Origin of the sequence: Virgibacillus dakarensis, assembly GCF_900155625.1 — a bacterium.
Classification (GTDB): domain Bacteria; phylum Bacillota; class Bacilli; order Bacillales; family Amphibacillaceae; genus Lentibacillus_C; species Lentibacillus_C populi.
This window is the reverse complement of record NZ_LT732554.1, coordinates 1,629,132-1,651,966: the sequence shown is the minus strand read 5'-3', so window position 1 is coordinate 1,651,966 and position 22,835 is coordinate 1,629,132. Positions and strand designations below refer to the sequence as shown.

Genomic DNA, 22,835 nt, shown 5'->3' with positions numbered 1-22,835 from the left:
CACGGATACTGCTCTCCTGTTTCTGTGGATTTTTTGTTAATGAAGTGCGCGTTCGTCTCGCTTTATTGCGCGGCTATGGCTCGGGTTTGCGCGTTCGTTACGCTTTATTGCGCGATTTTGGTCCAGGGTTGCGCGTTCAGCTCACTTTATCGCGCGTTCTTGGCCCGGGATTGCGCGTTCACCACGCTTTATTGCGCGGTCATGGCCCGGGTTTGCGCGTTCAGCTCGCCTTATCGCGCGTTCTCGGCCTGGGGTTGCACGTTCGCCACGCTTTATCGCGCGGTCATGGCCCGGGATTGCGCGTTCAGCTCGCCTTATCGCGCGTTCTCGGCCTGGGGTTGCACGTTCGCCACGCTTTATCGCGCGTTCTCCGCACGGGATTGCTCGTTCGTCACACCTTATCGCGCGTTCTCGGTCCAGGATTGCGCGTTCAGCTCACTTTATCGCGCGTTCTCGGCCTGGGGTTGCGCGTTCACCACGCTTTATCGCGCGTTCATAGCCCGGGATTGCGCGTTTACCACGCCTTATTGCGCGTTCATGGCCCGGGACTGCGCGTTCGCAACGTTTTATCGCGCGTTTGTGCTCGCCGTGCATGACAACTTTGGCAATGGCCTACTTGTCACCCTTAACTTTTATAATGGTACTTGGCTCTGCAATGGCAATGATGTAGTGAATGAATACGTTAGGAAAGCGAAAGTCGTGCAGCCAATTTTCGAGGAAGAGCTGGTGATTTTCTGACTGGGGAATCGGATACTTGAAGCCTGTTTCGGTTATTAACTCAAGTTTCGGAGTAAAAAAATCCGTTCAAACCCATATCAAATCAGGGTTTACTATCAAAAACAAATCAAAAAAATACAAAAAACACCCTATTCTTTGGTAAAATATAGGTAACGACACCAACCAAAGAAAGGATGTTTTCCTTGTCTACTATTTTACCAAATTCTAATGAAAATGAAAAATCAAATTCACGTATGCTGCGTTTTTTCACCCAAGCAAAAATTGGAACTTTCCTGCATCAGTCCAATATTCATAAGGAAAAGGGAGTTTCTGCTCGTATTATTGTTCAATTCATTTTTGCACTCGTTCTTCATGGCATGGGCTTTTCCCGGGCACTCGAATCCGAACGAATTCCAAAGCATTTTCAAAAGGATACTGTATACGACCTTTTGAAAAACCCTACGTATAACTGGCGTAAGTTTCTTGCATGTGTTGGATCATACCTCGTTATAAAGTACATTCTCCCATTAACGTCCAAGGACCGGGATCGTGTGCTGATCTTTGATGATTCTCTATTTAGTCGCAATCGGAGTAAGGTCGTTGAATTGCTTGCACGTGTTAAAGATCACACAACCGGGAGATATTTCAAAGGCTTCCGTATGCTTACACTCGGTTGGTCTGATGGAGCTACGTTTATGCCACTTGCTTTTTCGCTTTTAAGCTCCAAAAATGTTGCCTCTCGTTATCGAGAGATGGACTCGAAAATAGACAAGCGAACAGTCGGTTATCATAGACGCCAAGAGGCAACACAAAAGAGCACCGAAACAATGTTCAATCTTTTGGACTCCATTCATCCAAAAAAGCTTGGCGCGAAAACCGTTCTTTTTGATAGCTGGTTTGCTTATCCGGCAATCATATCGAAAATCGTGAAAAACTACCCTCTCCATGTTGTTTGTATGATTAAACGTTCTCCAAAGATTCACTATACATATGAAGGAGAGTCTTACACATTGAACCAACTTTACAAAAAGGTTCGCAAAAAGCGTGGTCGCGCCAAAATTCTTGCAAGCATCGTAGTTGGACTTGGTCACGATGACGAAAATGGCAATGAAATTCAGGCGCGGATTGTTTTCGTACGTGATCGAAACCGTTCCAAAAAGTGGCTTGCACTTTTAACAACCAACCTCGCCCATACGGAAGAAGATGCCATCCGAATTTATGGAAAGCGCTGGGAAATTGAGTGCTTTTTCAAGGTGGTCAAATCTCATTTGCGACTGGCCAAGGAGTTTCAATGTCAAAGCTACGATTCCATGACTGCACATACAACGATTGTCTTTCTGCGTTACATGATGTTGTCATTGAGCGCCCGTGAGGAAGAAGATCCCAAAACTCTTGGACAGCTGTTCTATATGTGCTGTGATGAGCTTGATGATCTTCGCTTTGCCGAAGCATTAATGACCATACTGGAAGTATTAGGATCCATGCTTGCGGAAGAATGTCTTCTAACGGATGAACAAATTAATGAATTTCTGGATCGCTTTTTTAACAAATTACCTGGATTCTTACGTAACCCGTTACTTAATCCAGGTGCAGCATGATATAAAATCACCTCTGTTCTATTTATACCATAGGTTGAGGTTTATTTATCATGTCCGATACTTGAGTTATTAATTAATAAATTAACTAACCCCCTTACGATACATTTCAACTCCAACTCTATCAATGTGTTCAACTAATTTATCATTTTTAATATTTTCGTAATGAACAACATCAAAAAAATATGGAAGCGGATATTCTTCATTCAAGAGGAAATCCAGATCGGCTACCGTCTTTCTGGTGACTTTTTCTCCTTGTACAGCAATATCAACATCTGAGCCTTTTTTAAAATTCCCCATAGCTCTACTTCCAAAAATAACCGCCCGATCAATTTCATCAAAATGACGTAATGCCTTTAAAATAAATTCATTGTCACTTTTCAGCAAGCCATTCATCATTTTACTCCTCCTTTAGCAGTCGCTCATACAATAACTTGAATTCCGGTAAAAACACAACTGTAATCTCCTCAACAAATTCCTTTGCCATTTCTTCATCATATGTATGCGTTGTTAAATTTCGTTTAGTCAAAGCCTCCATCCAGACATGGCCATTTTCAATTAAATCAATCTGAAATGCTTGTTTAATTGCCTCCCTTGGACTACTCACCTTATAGCCTTGCATTTCCAGGTAATCTTTTAAAACTTTCCAGGATAATTCAAATGTCATTTCAAAAAACTGAATAATTCCAGCACGCTCCAGCTCTGTTTCAATAGGCTTTTCTGCGTACTTATCAAGCAATTTATACGACCGTGAAAAGTTTTCAAACCTCTGTTTCCATCGTATCTCTTTAGATTGATCCATCTTGACACCTCCAGGATAAAATTAAATCGATGGGTTTCTTATGTTTATTATAATCCATGCATATTAAAATGCAAAAGGCCAGGATACGAAACTCTGATAATTTTTGATGCAGTCCGTCCAATATTTAAATTAGAGATTCAAGAAACAAGCATGGGTTTCTCGAATATAAACTTTCCAAAGCTAATCCCCTTTACCATCGTTTAATGTTCAGCATCCCGCTCCATCTTTTTTATACGTTTTCCATCTTCTCCATTTTCCTCGACCCAATGAATATCATATTTCTCCATTAGTTCATCCCTTCGTTCAAGAAATGAATCATACATTTCTTGAAGCTCATTTTCATATTTATCAATTTGTAACATCTTTTCATTGGTTTCACCTTCTTTTATACCGGCCAACTCAGTCCCTTCCTTAATTGCTTTATATCCCGCCTCTTTAGCCTCTATTAGCAATTCATTTAACTCTCGTACTTCTTTGTGATCCGGTTCAACACCTTTAAGATAATCAAGTACTTCATTTAATTTTGGTAACATTTCTTCCTCTAAAAAATCAGCACTTACTTGATCATCACCTTTTTTTACAATCTTAATGTATTCGCCCACTTTAGACATGAATTCTCCTTCTTTCATTGCCTTAAATGTTAGAAAGCTGTCATTATGATATTCAATCAATTCATTAGCTACTTCATCGCTATTGGAACAACCAGATAGGGACACCACCAGTGTTATTCCTATAATCATAGATAAAATTTTCATGTTGAATCCCTTTTTAAATAAATGAGATAATCTCAACTACTTCATTAACCTATGCCATCTTTATTTTCTTTCCAGATAACATGACTCACCATCTTGAAAATCACCAACTCCTATAAAACCCATTTCATCTTCACTAATCTTTGTAAGATAATAACTTAGTAAAGACTTATCCGGATCGTAAAATTCAATTACCAGTCCATTATCGCTTTCTTCAAGCTTGTATTCAAAATCCCTTTCATAGGCGTCGATATAAACAGTGTCCTCATCTTTGAATTCCATTCCTTTGTCGAAAGGAGAACAATATGGCTCTCCTCCGATTTCCTCATCTTCATATCCTGCAGTTCCAACCCAGTGACCGCCGATTAAGTAATCTTTAGTCACGTCTTCACTGCACCCTGCGAGCAGGATGATAAAAAAAATAAGTAAACAACTCTTTTTCATGTTAGCCTCTCCTTTAACCCCACCTTGGAGGTAAGTGTTAACCAAGCACTTTCAAAATTAATCGTACTAAATGATAACATAATATCACTTAGTTCCATTTGTGATATCATTGACAGTTTCGTCCTCACTCAACGTTCCATCTACAATATAATCTGTCAAATCCATTCCGTATTCCAGTTCAACTTCACGTAATATTTCTGATGTTTCATACCAATCTTGTGATTGAATAGGGTCTTCTGGATACGGAATTTCAGGATTAATTCTATGAACTTCTTGCCACCGGTCAAGAATCTCAAATGTTTTATCCTTTGGATAGAGTTGAATATCTAACTGTTCACCGGAACTTGGGATGGAACGATTCTTTGAAATAGTGTATTCCAAATCTAACTTAATTGCTGCTTTTTGCGCGTCACCAACCTTTATCTCTCGTTCCAGTTTATCTTTTCCCGATTGATATTCGGCTGCTGTTTTTGCAATGTTTACGACCTCTCCAATTTTAAGTGCATTTGCTGCCTGAGAAATAACCTTGTCATAAACTTTTTTTGCTACAAAATTTGGTGTATAATTCGCTAGTTTATCTTCCAAATCGTACATTTGTTGACTTATATGATTGGCGGCTGCATTTGTTCCAGTATAATACGTTATTTCTGATAAACTAAAATTATCCACAGTAAAATTATCTGGATCAAAAATCCATTCCCGGAACCTTTCCTTATCCATAATGTCTTTATCCACATTATAGTCCGCTGTTTGTAGAGCCGAGAATATATAATGCCCCGGAACATCTTCATGATTTTTTTCATATTTAAGTTTATCGACTGTTATAACAGTGTCACCTTCCATAGCGGAATGGTAATTTTTAAGAAGAACTAAATACGCTCCTAATTTAGCCCTTGTTTCATTGTCTAGGTGTGTTTCACTTGGAATTTTATCCCCTAAATATAAATAGGCTTGAACAATTGCCATTTCATCTTCTAACGCATCTTTTGAGATAACCACTTTTTCATTCAGTCTTTCCTTTAACTTATCAATGCCATCTTCACTAACCGAATCAGCAATCGCCTTAATTTCGTCTTTTGTTTTCGTGTCCAAATACACATGTTGAAAATAATCATAAAGTTTGCCCTTCTCAGCAGGTGTTAATGTTTCACCCTTAAGCATTTTTTCAAAAAGTGGTTTAAACTCCATACTATCTATGTATCCCTCACCATAAATGCTGTCCATCATCGATCTATACGAATCAATACCCTTCACAGCTTCCAGATCAAAATTAGCAACCGATAAATCGCCACTTTTAAACCTAGACTCAATATCCGATAAATACGTTTTCATCGTCTGCAAATCTTCTTTAGTCTGTTCAAGCTGTGACGTTCCATAGTCATCAAGAATCGTTAGCTCCTCCACAATCCGCTCCGCTTTTTTCTTCCCATCCTGGACATTGTTGAGAACCTCCGAATCATCGATGTTTTTAACCGCAACCAGATCTTGCACACTCTCAATAATACTATTCGCATCATCCGTTAGTGAAATCGTCTTCTTTTTTACCTTATAAAATCCGTCTTCCACGTCTTGTTCCAAAAATTGCTGGCTGACGAAACCACTCGAATGCGACTCAAACGTTTTAACAGAATCTTTCATATCTGTCAGCACATTTTGGTAATCGACCACAGATTGATAAAGATATAGAACAAAGGCGGAAGCGCCCTGTTAGCGGCGTATATGCTGGACTGAGCCGTAGGAGATAAAGGAAACACGGTGAGCTGGAAGCGAACCGATGTTGACTTATCGTACGAAGGTGAAGGAAGCATACTAGCCGCTGGGCGCTGGAGCCGGACGTGGCCAACCCTGGCATGATCAGAATAGAGCCAGGATTTTTATACTTTTGTATGAAAACACTTATCGAGAAAAGCCAATACAAAGCTAGACCCTTCATCATTCAATTTTTTGAAGGGGTTAAATTATCTACGGGCTTTATTTGTGATCTAAAGATAAAATACTATGTCCTTTCTTTGAACAAATTTAGCAATTTTGGTTAGGGTCTCCTTTATATTATAGTTAATGGAGGATGACCACATTACCAATATAACAATACAAATGACAGTAGTATTATTGAAAAACTTTTGTATACGTGTTCTAGTCACAATAGATGGTACTTCTATACTGTCACAACCCGTTTCTTATACAGGGTATCCCCTTTCAGGATCCACCAGAGTATTTTCGGCCTTGTTGTATTGTTATTAAACTGTATTGGCAATAAATGAATGTGATATACCTCCTATCCAGGCTAGAAATTCTTTTTCATCATAGATGGTGGCTGCGCGAATGCGGAGCCATGTTGGTTTCTTACCTTTTTAGAAAAGGCTGGTGCACCTCATTAAAAAAAGGAGCGAATCGCATCCCCGCCTTTTCCTTTCAATGCATCTTCCAGGCCGTAAAAATCCCGTACTGCACGCTGCATAGCACTAATTTGATCGTAAAAGGTATCAATATCACGTACAGCATTGTCAATCCCGGTTTCCAAGCTGCTAACCTCTAAAACTTTCAATGCAAGCACCTCCAAATCAACGTTCCCTTAAGTGTAGTTTCTATAGCCTACGCATATAACGTATGAGATTAATCCGTCATTTCGATTGCTTCTGCCGCCTCTTTTTCTTTCTCCAGAAAATCTTTAACAGCTTCATCAGCTGCTTGAACATTATTTAGAAACAATGCTTTAAACTGACTAAGCAGCTGATCATAATCCTTTTTAATTTCATTGAATGCAGTGACCATATCAAGTTTATTCTGTCCTTCGATTTCTTTTGCAAAAGTAGTCTTCAGCTCCTCTACGGATGAACGTAAATCAGCGATGCCCTTATCTATTTTATCAGGCTGAAGCTTAATTTCATTACTCATAATTGATTTTCACCTCCAGTTACAATGCTGCTGATAATGCCGCTAACTGTGCTTCAAGTGACGAAATTGTGCTTTCGAGGCTTGCTATTTCTTTTTCCACTATTGCAATCTGATCACTAATTTTCCCCTCTGCGGCACTAATTTGTTCATTTGGGACAGCGACAAAGCTTGCCTGCAAACCATCTGCTCTAAACCCATCCAAATCCTCGGCATTTTCACCATGAAAGGTTTTAGCTGTAAACTCAGGTTTCAGGCAGATCCCTTTCGATTCAATAAAATCACTTTTGTTCATTCCCAACTCGGACAACGCCCTTTGTAAACGTTTTAACTCTTCCTGCTTCTCACTTAACCGTAAACGGTATGCACTTATAAGACTCTGAATAGCCGCAAGCTGTGCACCCACTGCGCTCATGTTTACCACCCCACCCCACTAATCCATTCTTCTCAATTTAGGTTTTAAATTTAGGTATTTTTCTAGTAATTTAATCATACGTGATGACAGGTTCAATTTGCAGGGTATTTTGTGCCATTTTACCCCATAGAAAAACAGCATACAGATTCAAAAATTGGCAAAAAAAACCATTAAGCGTGCCAGGCACCCAAACAATTCTGAATTGCTTAGGTGCCTGGCATGCTTTCTACTTCCGCTGCACGGACAGCAGCATCACAAACGAAATAATCACAATCGAGATCACCCACAGCCAGGCCATTTGCATATTACCCGTATCAATTGCGATATAAATGGCAGTTGGGATCGTTTGCGTTTCACCAGGGATATTTCCGGCGAACATTAGCGTTGCCCCGAATTCGCCTAACGCCCGAGCCACACTTAAAATACTTCCCGAAATAAGTGCTCTGGAAGCCAATGGAATGGAAATCAGGAAAAAAATCTTCCATTCCTTTGCCCCATCTACCCTGGCCGCTTCCTCAATATCTTGGTCGACGCCCTGAAATCCTGATTTCGCGGACTGGTACATGAGCGGGAAGGCAACAACGACAGAAGCAATAGCCGCGGCCACCCAGGTGAATATGACGGGCTGCTGGAAGATCCATTCAATAGCCTTCCCTGCTGGACTATTCCTGCCAAAGATAACAATCAGGAAGAATCCGACAACGGTTGGCGGGAGAACCATCGGTAGCATCAGGAGCGTTTCCAGGATGGCCTTTCCCCTGAAGCCTTTCCGCGCCAATAATCGCCCTACAATAGTTCCAACTAAAATAACCGCAATTCCGGCTACAGCGGCAACTTTTAACGATAACCAAATTGGACTTAAAAACTCGCTCATGGATACCTCATTCAATATTGAATCCATATTTCTCAAACACCTTTAACGCTTGATCACGTTGTAAATATTGATAAAAATCCTTGGCTGCATCATAATGTTCCGTATTCTTTACAATGCCAACCGGGTAAATGATCGGGGTATGGGTCTCCGGTTCTGCAGTTGCAGTAATTTTCACCTTATCTGAAAGCACTGCATCGGTTTTATAGACCATTCCAGCGGCGACATTACCGGTTTCGACATAGGATAATACTTGTCGGACATCTTTTGCATAAACCATTTTAGACTCGACATCCTTCCATATCCCCAACTTCTTTAGGGACTCTTTCGCATATTTCCCCGCTGGTACAGATTCCGGAGTACCAATTGCCATTTTGTTGATATTCGTATTGGTCAAATCGTCAAAGCTGCTAACCGATTCCTCCTCATCCGGAACAACCAGGACAAGCGAATTACCAAGAAGATCCACACCGTCTTCCTTCTCTATCTTACCTTCCTCCACTAATCGATCAAATTTATCTTCTGCGGCTGAGAAAAATAGATCAACCGGAGCTCCCTTAGAAATTTGCTGCATAAGGGAACCAGAACCAGCAAAGTTAAATCTCAACGTCACCTCCGGATGTTCTTGCCTATATGTATCCTGAATCTCGGCCATCGCATCCTTCAAACTGGCTGCTGCAGAAATAGTTAACTCCACCTTTTCCTTGCTGTCAGATGATTGGTCAGTTTCCTTATCATTAGAACATGCCGTAATAAACATTAATAAAAAAACGAATATCAAAACGATTTTAATCGGTTTTTGCATATCCTGCCCATCCTTTTACAATAATTAATTATAACTAAATATATCCTATTATATCTAAATATATCTTTCAATGACTTTTATCACACAGCCAAAATTATAGTTACCTGCTCTATTACGTTTTACGGCGTTTATTTCACCCGAATTATTCATAGCTTAATGCTGCAACCATTAACAATCCAGTTGTATCAGCTGTTTTGAAGACAAAGTAATATCACCCAAAAGGTGAAGGTAAAAAACATGAAAAGGAGCCCAACTTTTGGTAATTTAATAGGTGACAAAAGCCAAAAAACATACCAAGGGGGCTCCTTCTATGACGAGTGTAAACGAAAAAGCAATAGGAGTGGAATCTTAGAAACACCCAATTTTCAAACATGATCGTGATTGCTTTCTTCCATAACCTTATTGGAACTTTTTCGGTGGTCGTAATATTTGGAAATATTAATTTTATAGGACAGATTCTTTTTATAATCCTTGGAAAATACACATCCATAGAGAACATCCAAAAGGAAGGAGATAGAATCATTCGAACTGAAGCTGCCTATTTTCGAATACAATTTTTCACGCGTCGTAATTCGAAAAATACAGTCTGCGTATTTCGTTAATGTATTGTCTCCAATACTTGTCAACGCAATAATCGGTGTTTTTCGTTTCTTTAACATCGGTAATAAACCAGTAATAGTTGGCGTTTCTCCTGTATAGGAGATCACAATTGAACATGTATTTGAATTGCAACTGGCCGCTTCATGTTCCCGATCTACCGTGCAAAGATTGACCTTTTTGCCAATTCGAATCATCTGTGATTTAAAATCATGACAGAGAAGCAGGTTGTTGCTCAACGAAAATATTTTGATTTCTTCTGCCTGATTCAGTAGATCGGTTGCCTTTTGTAATTCATCATGGTTGATTAACGATAATGTGTCGCTAATGGTCATCTGATTCAATAACGCCATCTTGTTTGCAATCGTCAAAGCGCTGTCCCGTTCGTTAAATGGATAATTGGCATCAATATCTTTAAAATGACTATTCAGGTAGTCAATTTCTTCCATAAATATATTTTTTAGTTCAATCCATCCATTAAGCCTGAGTTTTTTGGCAACTCTTATTAGTGTCGAGGGATGTGTGTACGTTTCTTCCGCTATTTGTTTTGCTGTTTTATCATGGATATTCTCCCGCTCGTCAAACATATAATCAATAATCGCTTTTTCAGCTGGAGAAAAGCTATTTTCCTTCATTTTTTCCGTCAACAACATACGCATCACCATCCATAGTATATCCTCTGTAAACAGCATTTACAAAAATAATAGATTTTTGTAAATGAATTGTAAATGAGAATTGAGAATTCCCTCATTGCCTTGTTTATTGTTTTTGGTGTTTTACAATAGAAGAAGAGGAGGAATGATGTATGTCAAAAGGTGTAAAAATTGTAACGATTGGCGGAGGAAGCAGCTATACGCCAGAATTGATGGAAGGATTTATTAAAAGATATGATGAACTTCCAATAAAGGAAATTTGGCTTGTTGATATTGAAGATGGCAAGGAAAAACTGGAAACGGTTGGTAAGATGGCCCAACGAATGTGGGATTCGTCTCCTTATGATGTAAACGTTCATTTATCGTTGGACCGCCGGGAGGCATTAAAGGATGCTGACTTTGTAACAACGCAATTTAGGGTTGGTTTATTAAATGCCAGGGTAAAAGACGAACGAATTCCATTATCCTATGGTATGGTCGGACAGGAAACCAATGGGGCTGGTGGAATCTTTAAAGCGTTCCGGACGATTCCAGTTGTTTTAAGCATTGTGGAAGATATAAAAGAATTATGCCCGAATGCCTGGTTAATCAACTTCACAAACCCAGCCGGAATGGTTACCGATGCCATCATTCGCTATGGTAAATGGGAAAAGGTGATTGGTTTGTGCAATGTTCCTGTCGGTGCGATGATGGCTGAACCGGAATTAATCGGAAAAACGCTCGATGAACTCGTTTATGCCTTTGCTGGTATAAATCATTTTCATTGGCATCGGGTGAAAGATTTACAGGGAAATGATGTTACGTCTGAAATTATTGATAAAACGTATAGCAATGATTCGGGAATTCCGGCAAATATTCATGATACACCATTTTTTATCGAACAACTGAAACAGATGAATATGATTCCGTGCGGCTACCATCGTTATTATTACCGCTCTGAAGAAATGCTAGCGCACATGCTCAAAGAATATAATGATCCAGATGTTGGTACAAGAGCACAGCAAGTAAAACAAACGGAAGCGGAATTGTTCGAGTTGTACAAAGATCCTAATTTAGATTATAAACCCGAACAATTATCAAAACGCGGCGGCGCCCATTACTCCGATGCTGCTTGTGAAACCATTGCTTCCATCTATGCAAATAAAAATACGCAAATTGTTGTTTCAACTAAAAACAATGGTGCTGTTCCTGATTTGGCACCAGATGATGTTGTCGAGGTTTCCGCCTATGTCGGGGCTGCAGGAGCAAGACCAATTGCTTTCGGTTCTTTTCAACCGGCTGAAAGAGGCTGGCTGCAATTAATGAAAAGTATGGAGTTATGTGTGGAAGAAGCGGCAGTAACCGGCAATTACGGTTTAGCATTACAAGCCTTCACGATGAACCCGCTGATTCCAAATGGTGAAACGGCAAAACGTGTATTAGATGAACTATTGATTGCCCATAAAAAATATCTGCCTCAGTTTGCTGAGAAAATTGCAGAACTGGAAGCGGCTGGATGTATTGTGAAAGATGAAGTAGCCAAAGATTTGGACTAAAAATGTTATGCCACAAAAGAAGCGTCCTAAAAATTTAGGGCGCTTCTTGTTTTTTTGTGTTCATTTTAAATTGTTGAGCGTAATTCAGCAAAATTATCTAATGATTTTAATCAAATTACTGCTTCCCCACCTTCCTCTTGCTCAACTAACTTTTTATCATACATTTTAATGAACGGAAGCCAAACCAGAAATGCTGCAATACCACAAATCAATGCAACAATGATCGCCATAAAGTCGCCACCCGTACCAATAAAAGCGCCTGCACCTATTGGAGTAGGCCAAGGCATCATTGCAATAATTGGCTGAACAATATGCAGGCTAATTGCCCAATAAGCGATTGATGCTGAAACCATTGGTGCTAAAAAGAACGGTATAGCCAAGAATGGATTATAGACAATCGGCAATCCAAATATTAATGGTTCGTTAATATTAAAAATACCGGGGGCAAGAGCCGCTTTGCCCAAAACCTTTAATTGTTTCGATCTAGCTAAAAATGCAATAAATATACATAAACCTAATGTTGCCCCAGAACCACCCATAACTACAAATGCATTTTGGAATTCGCCTGCGTATGGAATATTTGCGCCATCAATGTTGGATTGCAAATTTGCAAGAACGATTGGCAACAGGAATCCACTAACAATATTTGCTCCATGGATACCCACAATCCAAAGTGCATGGATGATAAAGAATATAACCATAAGACCTAACCAGCTATCTGTTAAATGAACAACAAATCCAAAAGGAATGACTACTAATTTAAATATATCCGTACCTAATGCAATTAAAATACCGTTTATTAATAAAACGACAATAGCAACTAAAAATGCTGGAATTAATGCGGTGAATGCTCTAGATACACCATCTGGCACTGCTTCCGGCATTTTTATAATCCAATTTCGTTTCACACACAGCCTGTATAATTGCACAGCCACAATACCCATAATGATAGCCGTAAATATTCCTGTAGCACCTAAACGACTTAAACCATCTGCAACAACTTCCCATCCATGAATAATGGTAGTGTCATCATCCATTTGTTCTACTAAAGACATTCTGCCATCTTTAAAAACTAATTGCGGAATAGTCATAAAAAAGGCAAACATGGATAGTAAAGCACCATTCAATGGGTTTAGATTTAACTCTTCTTCTTCAGCATATATTTTTGTATACTCATACCCAACAACAAGGCCAAAGTATAGTGCTAATAACCCCATCGTTGCTTTATTTGCCAACATGTACAAATCACTGATTCTAAAAAATGTATTATCGAAAAATCCTTCCAAAAATGTAAACGTTTGTGGTAATACGTTTAACACCAGAAACATCGAACCTACGATTACAAATGGAATGGTAGCCATCCCTGCAGCCATGATGGCACGTACAAAACGCCAGGATGCGACTTTACCCATGGGACCCATTAGATACTTTTCCAAGAGACCGAATACTTTGTTTTCTGAAGCCATAGAAATCCCTCTTTTCTATTGTTAATTAATAACCTCTTCATATTTCTTAATGCGTTGATAATGCTTATCCTTATTATGTTTAATCTGAATTAAACGATAGAGAATGAATACACTTAGTAATATCCCAACAATCAAAATAGTTAGAACCAATATTTTAGACTTATCTTGATTTAAAAGAAACGGATATAATTGAGTGAAGGATGAAGAAAAACATGTAGTTACAATTAAAATTACATTTGTAGAAAGCAAAATCATAAAACAATACTTTGTGTATTTGGCATTATTGGTATGCTTGCCATACATCTTCACTTGCTCTGCAATACTAAATAATAATACGATCATTAATATCAACGGGATAACAAATAGTGATGAATCGCTCATTAACATTGAAATGAACCAGTATAAATTGGTGAAAAAGAATAATGCAGAAACATATCTTACAAGTAAAAACCGATTAAAGTACATCGATTTAATACTAAATTCTTTCCTGTTTTGTTCGATTCGTGCCCTTTCATCGCTTTTCATATACAAATCCCTCATTTATTTTTCTTTTTCGAGTTTTTCATACAGATGTAACATTTCTAGTGCAACTTCTCTCAATGTCATCGTCGTCATTAAGTGATCTTGTGCATGCACCATGATAATATCCGTATTGATTGTTTCTCCTGAAGAATATTGTTGTAATAATGCTGTTTGGGATTGATGTGCCAATAAAACTTCATTATTTGCTTCTTTTAACTTGTTTCGAGCATTTTCAAATTCATTATTCCGCATCATTTCAAATGCTTCGTGTATCATTGTTCTAGAAGAGCCGCTATGCAAAATAATTTCAAAGGCAACACTTTGAATTTGTTCTTGTTCCATCGATTTCTTCCTTTCTTCTATCTAAAGTACAGCAACCGCTATCCTATTTTAAGGCGAATACATGAAGACACCTAAATGTTATCCGCCTCGTTTTTTACTGGAACATCATGCAAAACAAATCATTGATCCGGCAGTTCCTGCAAGATTACGTTCCCTAATTTTTCAATGCCCATAGGAATAGGAACGTAAGCCTGTGGCGGAATGTTTACAACTGGTTTCCCCGCGCGATCTCCTGCTTCTTTAAGTTGTTTATAATACATTTTTGTTTGAGGGCTAACTAAATATAAATCAAAGTTGCCCTTTTCAATCATCTTACCGCCTTCAGTAGCAGAGGTCGCCTCTACTGCAATTTCGTTCCCTTTACTTTTCAAGAATTCTGTTGTCTTCTTTGCCATTAAAGAAGATGACATACCACCTGCACAAATAATTAAAACGTTTTTCATCCTGCAATCCTCCATTAAAATATAATATTCCTATAATTTCTCACCATTTGAAGCGATTACTTCTTTATACCAGTAAAAAGAATCTTTGCGATATCGATCTAAAGTACCGTTACCTTCATTATCTTTATCAACGTAGATAAATCCGTACCTTTTCTTCATTTCACCAGTTCCTGCTGATACTAGATCAATACATCCCCATGGCGTATATCCCATTAAATCAACACCGTCTTCATTCATCGCCTTCATCATTTGTTCTATATGTGCCCGGAGGTAATCAATTCGATAATCATCGTGTATCTTGCCGTCTTCACTGAATTCATCAATTGCACCAAAACCATTTTCTACAATAAAGAGTGGCAAACGATACATATCGGTAAACCAGTTTAAGGCATAACGGAGGCCTTCAGGATCAATTGGCCATCCCCAATCAGATGCTTTAATATATTCATTTTTAACTATATCTCGCGACTCATTATAATCATATTCTTCACTCGATTGTTGATGACTGATTGCAAATGACATGTAATAACTAAAGCCGATATAATCTACCGTGCCTTCCTTTAAGATTTCTAAATCGTCTTTCGTTATATCTAAATGAAATTTTTTACGTTCAAAATACTTCGTCATATGTCCAGGGTATTCTCCGTGGACGTGAACATCTGTAAAGTAATAGCGTTTTTGCATTGCTTTTTGCGCCATTAACATATCTTTTGGATGAGAAGTCGATGGGTAAATCGGACACATGGCAATCATACATCCAATTTGGAAATCCGAATTTATTTCTTTACCAATCTTTACTGCTTTTGCACTTGCAACAAGCTCGTAATGTGCAGCTTGATACATAATGCGTTCACGGTCTTCGCCATCTTTATATTTCACACCAGAGTTTGTAAATGGTGCAAAATCTTCATGGAAATTGGCTTGGTTATTAATTTCATTAAATGTCATCCAATAGTTAACTTTATCTTGATAACGCTCAAAACATACACGTGCAAAATGAACGAAGAAATCAATTAACTTACGGTTCCTGAAACCACCATATTCCGTAACCAGATGATATGGCATTTCAAAGTGAGACAATGTTACAACTGGTTCAATCCCATATTTTAGGCACTCATCAAATAAATCATCGTAAAACTTTAACCCTTCCTCATTCGGCTCCGTTTCATCGCCATTTGGAAAAATACGTGACCAGGCAATAGATGTTCGAAAACATGTAAAACCCATCTCGGCAAACAGTGCAATATCCTCTTTGTATCGATGATAAAAGTCGATCGCTTCGTGGTTTGGATAATTTTTACCTTCAATAACGCCATCGGTAATTTCACGGGGTACTCCATGTGCGCCTCCAGTCATAACGTCAGCAACGCTTACCCCTTTTCCGCCTTCTTTCCAGGCACCTTCTAATTGATGTGCGGCGACAGCGCCACCCCATAAGAAACTATCAGGTAGTTTTGACATCTGAAATCCACTCCTTCTGATAAGCCATGTTCTTTACGTCGAATTTTATAGATGATATAACGGGACTTCCATCTCCTCCCATAACCATCTTGTCTTCATTGTAAAATGTAAACGCATTCAAATACAGAGACTTATTTTCCGTTAGCAAAGGCAATTCCTCACACCGAGTTGGAATTTTAACATAAAAATACCCGGGAAAAGCATTCATTTCCCAGGTGTTCGTGCACATAGTTCACTTCATTATCCTTTTTAACTGTTGATAAGTCTTACATTGCAAAATTTCTTTCACCATATTTTTATCGTCTAGCAGCCCCATTAACATGGAATACATTGGTTTTAAATCATATTTTATATCTTTGCTAATATTTAATAGCACGATTAACTGTACAGGCTTGTCCCCCCATTGAATAGGCCTCCGAAGTGTAACAACCGACCAGAATGTATCTTCTGTTTGCGGTTCAATTGGATGAGGAATAGCGACCATATTGCCGAAACTAGTTGGAGAATAGCTTTCCCGTTGAAGCACTGACTCTACATAGCTTCCATCAACCTTCCCGTCCGATTGGAGTTCTTTACAGATAAAGTGCAGAACATCTTCTCGCGTACAAAAGTCCTTTTGAAGATAACTATATTTTTTCCGTAAATACTTATCTGATACAACCTCTCCCTGGATTAGTAACGTATTGATTTTACTTAAATCTGTTTCTCCAAGAATGGTACTTACTTGTATAACGGGAACAGGTAATTTCTCCTCAATTGGAATCGTGCTGATGATGAAATCGATGTCATGAAACGACTGTTGACGTAAATTATAGTATTCTGTTGACCCGATAATATTTAACTGGTCCCCAACTTCATTTTGCAGCTTGTACATTAAAAGCTGCGCACTTCCCAATCCAGATGCACAGACAATTAAGCAGCTTGGGACATCTTTTCTATTCTTCTTTTGCCTTTCTTGTGCCACTTCAATATGAAGGGTCAAGTAACCAATCTCATTCTCATCAATCGTGATGCCCATCTTTTCTTGTACTACTTGTGCTCCAATTAAGGCAGCATCAAAGGAGAATCGGTACTTTGATTTAATATCGCCTAACATTGGATTCCTAATGTTCATCTTGTATTTATACCGATTTATTGCCGGTTTTAAATGCAGGCTCATCGCTAACAGTAGTTCTTCATCATTAGCTAAATGAAATCCGTACTCATCATCGATACGTTTTACCATTTCCTTAACTGTTTCTTGAATATCATTATCGATAACGAAATTAACCTCCATATTTCGAATAGATGAATTTGAAAGCTTCGTTCCTTGTAAATGAATGGCCAAGTATGCAACCTCGTGATTGGAAAATGAAATATTAAGTTTTCCATGAATAGCCTTTGCGATTTCTTTTGCAACTAAAAACTCTTTTCTCGTCTCTACCTCTTGCAAGTGATGATGGACGATCTGAACGGAGTTACTCTCCCGAACCCGTTTACAGGCAATAGCAATATGGGTAATTAAATTTTGTAAGCTGATATCCGAAATAATAATATGATGTTTTCTTAGGTTAAACAAAACACCATCTTTAATAACTTCCAATTCCCCTTCAGGTAAAATCTCCAACCAGTCATCCATATTATCTTTTAAGGTTGATTGCTGATTAAACAAATACTCGGAGATACAATACCTGATTTGTGTTTCATCCCCAATAACCTTAATACCATAATAGGGCCTTTGATCCAAAGCTAAGTTATATTCCTTTAATATATCGCGAATATGTTTTAAATCATGCTGTAATGTAGAACGGCTTATATACAGCTCATCAGCTAAATCTTCTATCTTACTATAATCCGAACTCATCAGCAGCTTTTCCATTAAATAGTTGACACGTTCTTGATGATTGGAAGGAATACCATCCCGATAATCATTCTCTTGGGACTGAATAAATTGATGGAATAATTGTCCATTTTGAATAATAAGTTGATATCCTTTTCCTCTTAAGGATGCTACATGTGCACCATATGATTCTAATAGCTCATTTAACACTTTTACATCATTGCGTATCGTTTTGGAACTGACCTGCAACAAAGATGCAATTTCAGAACTGGTCAAGGGCCCCCCAGCTAGTCTTAATTGTTTAAGTATCTGTTGTAAACGTGTGTTCATGCAATCACTTCCTAAGCGAGAACAATGGCTGCGATTCTATAATATATAATGTAGTACTTGTGTGAAAAATGTAACACTTATAATTGTATCATATTTTTCTAGGTAAAAAGTGGGGTATCTGATTGTTTGAACTGCCCTTTGTCAATTAATAACCGGTCTGTTAGCTTTTCATGTATATCCTTGATATTCGAAAAAGATAGCTTGGTGTCGTTTGTTACGTTCTCCATGACATAGTAACTAACACCAAAAATAACCATATCAGATAGCTAATCATAAAAGATCAATCCAAATTCTTCCTGGCTTTTAGATCTTACCTTCAAAAAATGCTTTGTTTCTATGAATAATTCAGGTTTCATGAGTACTTATATCCAGCTATACTGAAAGCATTATTTGCAAATTCGCCCTTCGGAAAAAATCACGTTATAATAGGGAAAGGAGTGATCGATTTGAATACGAACTCATCATATACAATTGAAGAGGTTTCACAATTACTGCGTGTATCGAAATTGACCGTTTACGATTTGATTAAGAAGGAAGAACTTCCCGCCTATCGAGTTGGCAGGCAGATGAGGGTGGACGTCCAGGATCTGGAAAGCTATAAATCGAAAAATAAAACCGGAACCGCGGAGAAAGGAAGTCCTCACGGCGGAGGAACTAAGGAGTCAAAACATGATCAGCGGGAAATCGTAATTAGCGGGCAGGATATGGTGCTTGACATACTAAGCAAATATATTGAAACCCATACAGACCTTGTCCCACTACGATCTTATAACGGCAGTTTAAATAGTCTTGTTTCCATGTATAACGGAGAATGCGATGTTGTCAGCACCCATTTATTTGATGGTGATACGGGCGACTACAATGTCCCTTATGTCAAACACATTTTGGTCAGCCGCCCATTTATCTTGATCAATTTAGTTTGCCGAACAGCGGGAATTTATGTGCAAAAAGGGAATCCGCACAGCATAAAGTCGTGGAAAGACTTAGCCAATCCACAAATAACACTCGTTAACCGTGAAAAAGGTTCAGGTGCAAGGGTTTTATTGGACGAACAACTGCGGATAAATCAGATTGCCACCAATTCCGTAAAGGGTTATGACAAAGAATTGACCAGTCATTTCTCCGTTGCTTCAGCCGTCGCCAGCGGGCAAGCAGACGCCGGTGTTGGCATCGAAAACGCCGCTAAAATGGTTAACGTTGACTTTATCCCACTAGTCAAAGAACAATATGATCTCGTCATTTTGAAAACGAAAGAAAACCGGGAACTGCTCCAGGTCATTAAAGACGCCGTAAACGCAACTGAATATCGTTCCCAACTTGAACAATTAAAAGGGTACGATCTCCGTATGACAGGGAAAATTTTATATGAATCGTAGTGACGTGGCTGTGGGCAAGGTTCTTTCCTAATTGGGTGTGATTTGATCGGATTTAAGAGTGATCTCGGTCGATTGTCCGTGTGGTTCGATCGATTTTAAGGCGGGTTCGTTCGGCTTTCCACGCGTTTCGATCGATTTCCCGCACTACTCGATCGATTTTCTCTCACACACTCTGATCCCCCCTAAGCTTGACCGATTTCTCTAAACAAGGAACCTGCCTCCCTGCCAACTACTTCAACATGAGTGTATACCCTGTTTGCTGCAACACAGCCTCACCGACTTCCGTGAATTCTGTTTCCGTCGGCTCATTGGCGACTTTAATCGAAACTGCTGCTTTGTCCATATGAACGGATGGATTGCCTTTCATCCCCCAAGCTAGCGGTATCGCATCTCTTGTAATCCGGATAATTTCATTTTGTTTTGGCTGTTTCGCGTATTGAACCGCCATGCCAATTTCATTACTTAAATCCCGCAGCATATCGCCATATTTCATAGCAATCTCCGGGGAAATAAAATGTACTTCCATTAACGGCTGCCCATTCAGTTGTTTCATACTCGCTTTGTAAATTTTAACGTGACGATCCTCACCATATTGTTTGGCAACCGCAATGGCTTGATTATTTTCCATCGGCTCTGCTCCGGATGTAGCTTCGTATAAATCAGACCGATCACCTTTCTCATCACCCAAACCACCTTCGTCAGCAAAACGCAAGTCAAAGCCGGTCGTTTTCTTGAATTGGTCAGCAATTGCCTGACTGTTTTCCGGTTTTGTCTCCTTTGTCACGACAAGTGATTCGTTAATGTGGACTGATGGCATGTCAATGTTTTTCCCCAATAAAGATGCAAGCAACGGCTGAAATGCTTCGTGCCGGACAGCATCAGAAAACGCAACCTCCCAGCCCGTCCGTTTCCTAATGTCTCTTTTGATTTGTTCCCGCTCTCTATCAGTAATACTTTTCGGAAAATCAAATGACAGAAGAATATGTTCCTGCTCCGTTCCGTTCTGTTGAACACCGCAGCGTAAAAAACGCGGATGCTCGGCAAAATACGTGCGAATAAGATCCATGGCGTAATTTGCATTCATTTTTATCGCCTGTATCGGCAAATCAAGATTGCTTAATTGAAAACGCAAATTCTTATCCAGCTTGTACCCGATTCGGCCTTCCGGATCCACATGCCGGTGTTCATCGGGGATACTTTGTAATGCTAGTGCAATGGCAAATTGCTGTGCTTCATTCTCTACCTGCAACAGGGTAAATACTTCCTGCAAGGATACAATGTAATCCGGCAGCAAATCCCAGTTGACATCTTCCAAATATGGGCGGCTAAACGTCAGCACATCAGTCGCTGCTTCGGCAAACGTTTCAATGGAGGCATTCCACGGGCCGAGTGTTTCAGCTACTCGAACCGATTCCACCTTATCCAATTTTCCCTTGGGCGTTTCACAAAAAAAGGTTGCTATTTTGGGATGAACATTTTGACAAAGGCCAAATTTCAATGCCTGGCTGCTTTCCTTTTTGTACAGCAGTACGGATCCGATATAACTTCGTAACCGCTCCTGTTCCCGATTGCGTTTATATTTTTTGCCGACAATTCCTTTTCCTTCTTTTCTTTTTTCAAATGGATAGGTCTCGCCGTTTTCCACCAGTACTGGTTGAAATCTTGGGTGAATTTTATTTGCCAGTGAGCTTCTTGCATCATCATCACCATGTACAAGCAGGGTGTACGTTGGATCAAGTGTTTCAATAAACCTGGTCATTTCACTGGCATCCGCATGTGCCGACAGACCGAATTTATCAACAAGGCAGTTCACCTGATAGGTTGTGCCATCAATATCCAACGTGCTTTCTGTCCCATCGGCAAGTGCGAGCAGCTTTTTACCAGGGCTTTCCTCATCCTGATACCCGGTAAGATAAACGGCATTCTTGTTATTTCCAACAAGATGTTTGGCATACCAGGCACTGGCTCCACCTGTCAGCATCCCGGATGAAGCAACAATACACGCAGGCTTTCCTTTCACAACGGTTTCCCTTTCTTTTGGACTAACTGCGATACATCGGCCTTCTGTTAAAAATGCATCTCCATTTGTGCGAATGCGGTGAGCAACAGGGCCTTTCAAGTAATGGGGGTAATTTTTATAAATCCGGCACACTGGTGTTACCAAACCATCAACATAAATCGGAAATGTCGGGATCAGCCCTTTTTCCATATAGTCCTGGAGGATGAGCAGAACCTCCTGTGCACGTCCAAGTGCAAAGGCGGGGACTAAGGCAAAACCGCCATTCTCGATTGTTGCGGCAACATGTTCGGCCAATCGCTTTTCCTCGGTGTTACGATCCGTATGCAGGCGATTGCCGTATGTCGATTCCATGATGACAACATCCGGCCGAATATTTTCTGCAACTTTTGCACCCGGAATTGTTCGTCCACTGCGAAAGGATAAATCCCCTGTAACCAAAATGCTCTCCCCATCCCCCTCAATCAGGAACATCACCGCACCAATAATATGTCCTGCGCGGTAGGCGGTGATTTTTACATCACCAATTTGCAATACCCCTTTTGCCGGAAAAGTACGAGCCCGCTCCAGAAACTGGTTCATTTGTTCCTCCGTATAGGGCATGAGCGATTGCGTCAGACGGCTTTGTTCGGTCAAAATTTTATAAGAGTCTTTCATCATAATTTGCATTAAATCTGCTGTCGGCGGCGTTGAAAATACCGGAACATCCGGATACAAGGCATGTACAACCGGCAACGCACCAATATGGTCTGCATGAGCATGTGTCACAACGATGGCGTCCGGCTTTGCCAATTCATCCAGCATCCCGAACATCGGTAAGTTATTTTCCCCATGCATCCGCATTCCAGCATCAATCAGAATACTTGTTTCATCAAATTGAATATGCAGGCAAGAGGCTCCAATTTCATTTCCTCCACCTAATACTGTTACTTTCAAGAGGATGCTCCTTTCTCTTTTCTAGACAAAGTTTCAGGCTCCCTG

21 protein-coding genes and 1 pseudogene are annotated in these 22,835 nt (G+C 39.6%); 4 read left to right on the top strand and 18 right to left on the bottom strand.

Translation table 11 applies throughout. From position 1 onward, the window contains the following. Window positions 1-39 precede the first annotated feature (39 nt). Window positions 40-738 carry a hypothetical protein gene (locus tag CZ382_RS23510; RefSeq protein ID WP_140392750.1) on the top strand — a complete coding sequence of 233 codons (699 nt, stop codon included), beginning with the start codon at window positions 40-42 and terminating at the stop codon, window positions 736-738. A 182-nt stretch (window positions 739-920) separates the two neighbouring features. After that, on the top strand, window positions 921-2,315 hold the full coding sequence (locus tag CZ382_RS17660) for an IS4 family transposase (protein ID WP_088050032.1): 1,395 nt from the start codon (window positions 921-923) through the stop codon (window positions 2,313-2,315). An 81-nt stretch (window positions 2,316-2,396) separates the two neighbouring features. On the opposite strand, the gene CZ382_RS17655 is transcribed toward CZ382_RS17660, so the two are convergent. The 11 genes and pseudogenes from CZ382_RS17655 to CZ382_RS17600 all read right to left on the bottom strand — a co-directional run bounded on the left by CZ382_RS17655 (window position 2,397) and on the right by CZ382_RS17600 (window position 10,555). Then, a complete protein-coding gene (locus tag CZ382_RS17655; protein ID WP_230856088.1) occupies window positions 2,397-2,711 on the bottom strand; it encodes a nucleotidyltransferase family protein in 315 nt (104 codons plus the stop codon). Between the two features lies 1 nt (window position 2,712). Next, window positions 2,713-3,114, bottom strand: a complete 402-nt coding sequence (locus CZ382_RS17650; RefSeq protein WP_088052499.1) for a nucleotidyltransferase substrate binding protein — start codon at window positions 3,112-3,114, stop codon at window positions 2,713-2,715. 200 nt (window positions 3,115-3,314) lie between these two features. Then, window positions 3,315-3,869 (bottom strand): hypothetical protein, encoded by a 555-nt coding sequence (locus CZ382_RS17645; RefSeq protein ID WP_088052498.1) that lies wholly within the window; start codon window positions 3,867-3,869, stop codon window positions 3,315-3,317. Between the two features lie 60 nt (window positions 3,870-3,929). Next, the gene (locus tag CZ382_RS17640; protein ID WP_088052497.1) at window positions 3,930-4,310 is read right to left on the bottom strand and encodes a hypothetical protein; all 381 of its coding nucleotides are present in this window, start codon (window positions 4,308-4,310) and stop codon (window positions 3,930-3,932) included. An 84-nt stretch (window positions 4,311-4,394) separates the two neighbouring features. After that, window positions 4,395-5,990 (bottom strand): annotated as a pseudogene (locus CZ382_RS17635) (T7SS effector LXG polymorphic toxin); the annotation flags it as partial. Window positions 5,991-6,684: 694 nt separating this feature from the next. Continuing rightward, a complete protein-coding gene (locus CZ382_RS17625; protein ID WP_159457829.1) occupies window positions 6,685-6,855 on the bottom strand; it encodes a T7SS effector LXG polymorphic toxin in 171 nt (56 codons plus the stop codon). A gap of 68 nt (window positions 6,856-6,923) precedes the next feature. Next, a complete protein-coding gene (locus CZ382_RS17620; RefSeq protein WP_088052493.1) occupies window positions 6,924-7,205 on the bottom strand; it encodes a YwqI/YxiC family protein in 282 nt (93 codons plus the stop codon). A 19-nt stretch (window positions 7,206-7,224) separates the two neighbouring features. Further along, on the bottom strand, window positions 7,225-7,617 hold the full coding sequence (locus tag CZ382_RS17615) for a YwqH-like family protein (RefSeq protein WP_088052492.1): 393 nt from the start codon (window positions 7,615-7,617) through the stop codon (window positions 7,225-7,227). Between the two features lie 226 nt (window positions 7,618-7,843). Further along, window positions 7,844-8,518 (bottom strand): molybdate ABC transporter permease subunit, encoded by a 675-nt coding sequence (gene modB / locus CZ382_RS17610; protein WP_088052491.1) that lies wholly within the window; start codon window positions 8,516-8,518, stop codon window positions 7,844-7,846. Beyond that, window positions 8,499-9,293, bottom strand: a complete 795-nt coding sequence (modA, locus tag CZ382_RS17605; protein ID WP_088052490.1) for a molybdate ABC transporter substrate-binding protein — start codon at window positions 9,291-9,293, stop codon at window positions 8,499-8,501. Before modA ends, modB begins: the two co-directional genes overlap by 20 nt. A 365-nt stretch (window positions 9,294-9,658) precedes the next feature. Further along, window positions 9,659-10,555, bottom strand: coding sequence for a MurR/RpiR family transcriptional regulator (locus CZ382_RS17600; RefSeq protein WP_235000470.1), 897 nt, complete (start codon window positions 10,553-10,555; stop codon window positions 9,659-9,661). A 140-nt stretch (window positions 10,556-10,695) separates the two neighbouring features. Here CZ382_RS17600 and CZ382_RS17595 point away from each other — a divergent pair, with 140 nt between their 5' ends. Then, window positions 10,696-12,078: a 6-phospho-beta-glucosidase gene (locus CZ382_RS17595; RefSeq protein WP_088052489.1), complete on the top strand. Its 1,383-nt coding sequence runs from the start codon at window positions 10,696-10,698 to the stop codon at window positions 12,076-12,078. Between the two features lie 110 nt (window positions 12,079-12,188). Here CZ382_RS17595 and celB read toward each other — a convergent pair whose 3' ends face one another. The 6 genes from celB to CZ382_RS17560 all read right to left on the bottom strand — a co-directional run bounded on the left by celB (window position 12,189) and on the right by CZ382_RS17560 (window position 18,461). Further along, the gene (gene celB, locus CZ382_RS17590; RefSeq protein WP_088052488.1) at window positions 12,189-13,544 is read right to left on the bottom strand and encodes a PTS cellobiose transporter subunit IIC; all 1,356 of its coding nucleotides are present in this window, start codon (window positions 13,542-13,544) and stop codon (window positions 12,189-12,191) included. 21 nt (window positions 13,545-13,565) lie between these two features. Beyond that, window positions 13,566-14,069 carry a hypothetical protein gene (locus tag CZ382_RS17585; protein ID WP_088052487.1) on the bottom strand — a complete coding sequence of 168 codons (504 nt, stop codon included), beginning with the start codon at window positions 14,067-14,069 and terminating at the stop codon, window positions 13,566-13,568. A 15-nt stretch (window positions 14,070-14,084) separates the two neighbouring features. After that, window positions 14,085-14,408 (bottom strand): PTS cellobiose transporter subunit IIA, encoded by a 324-nt coding sequence (locus tag CZ382_RS17580; RefSeq protein ID WP_088052486.1) that lies wholly within the window; start codon window positions 14,406-14,408, stop codon window positions 14,085-14,087. 119 nt (window positions 14,409-14,527) lie between these two features. Beyond that, the gene (locus CZ382_RS17575) at window positions 14,528-14,851 is read right to left on the bottom strand and encodes a PTS cellobiose transporter subunit IIB (protein WP_088052485.1); all 324 of its coding nucleotides are present in this window, start codon (window positions 14,849-14,851) and stop codon (window positions 14,528-14,530) included. A gap of 30 nt (window positions 14,852-14,881) precedes the next feature. Further along, complete coding sequence (locus CZ382_RS17570) at window positions 14,882-16,312, bottom strand: 6-phospho-beta-glucosidase (RefSeq protein WP_088052484.1); 1,431 nt, start codon at window positions 16,310-16,312, stop codon at window positions 14,882-14,884. Window positions 16,313-16,544: 232 nt separating this feature from the next. Continuing rightward, entirely contained in the window at window positions 16,545-18,461 is a 1,917-nt protein-coding gene (locus CZ382_RS17560) for a BglG family transcription antiterminator (protein WP_088052482.1), read from the bottom strand. 446 nt (window positions 18,462-18,907) lie between these two features. Between CZ382_RS17560 and CZ382_RS17555 the strand changes: the two genes are divergently transcribed. Beyond that, the gene (locus tag CZ382_RS17555) at window positions 18,908-19,837 is read left to right on the top strand and encodes a helix-turn-helix transcriptional regulator (RefSeq protein WP_088052481.1); all 930 of its coding nucleotides are present in this window, start codon (window positions 18,908-18,910) and stop codon (window positions 19,835-19,837) included. A gap of 229 nt (window positions 19,838-20,066) precedes the next feature. Here the strand turns inward: CZ382_RS17555 and CZ382_RS17550 are convergent, their stop codons facing one another. Beyond that, on the bottom strand, window positions 20,067-22,790 hold the full coding sequence (locus CZ382_RS17550) for an MBL fold metallo-hydrolase (protein ID WP_088052480.1): 2,724 nt from the start codon (window positions 22,788-22,790) through the stop codon (window positions 20,067-20,069). Window positions 22,791-22,835 lie beyond the last annotated feature (45 nt).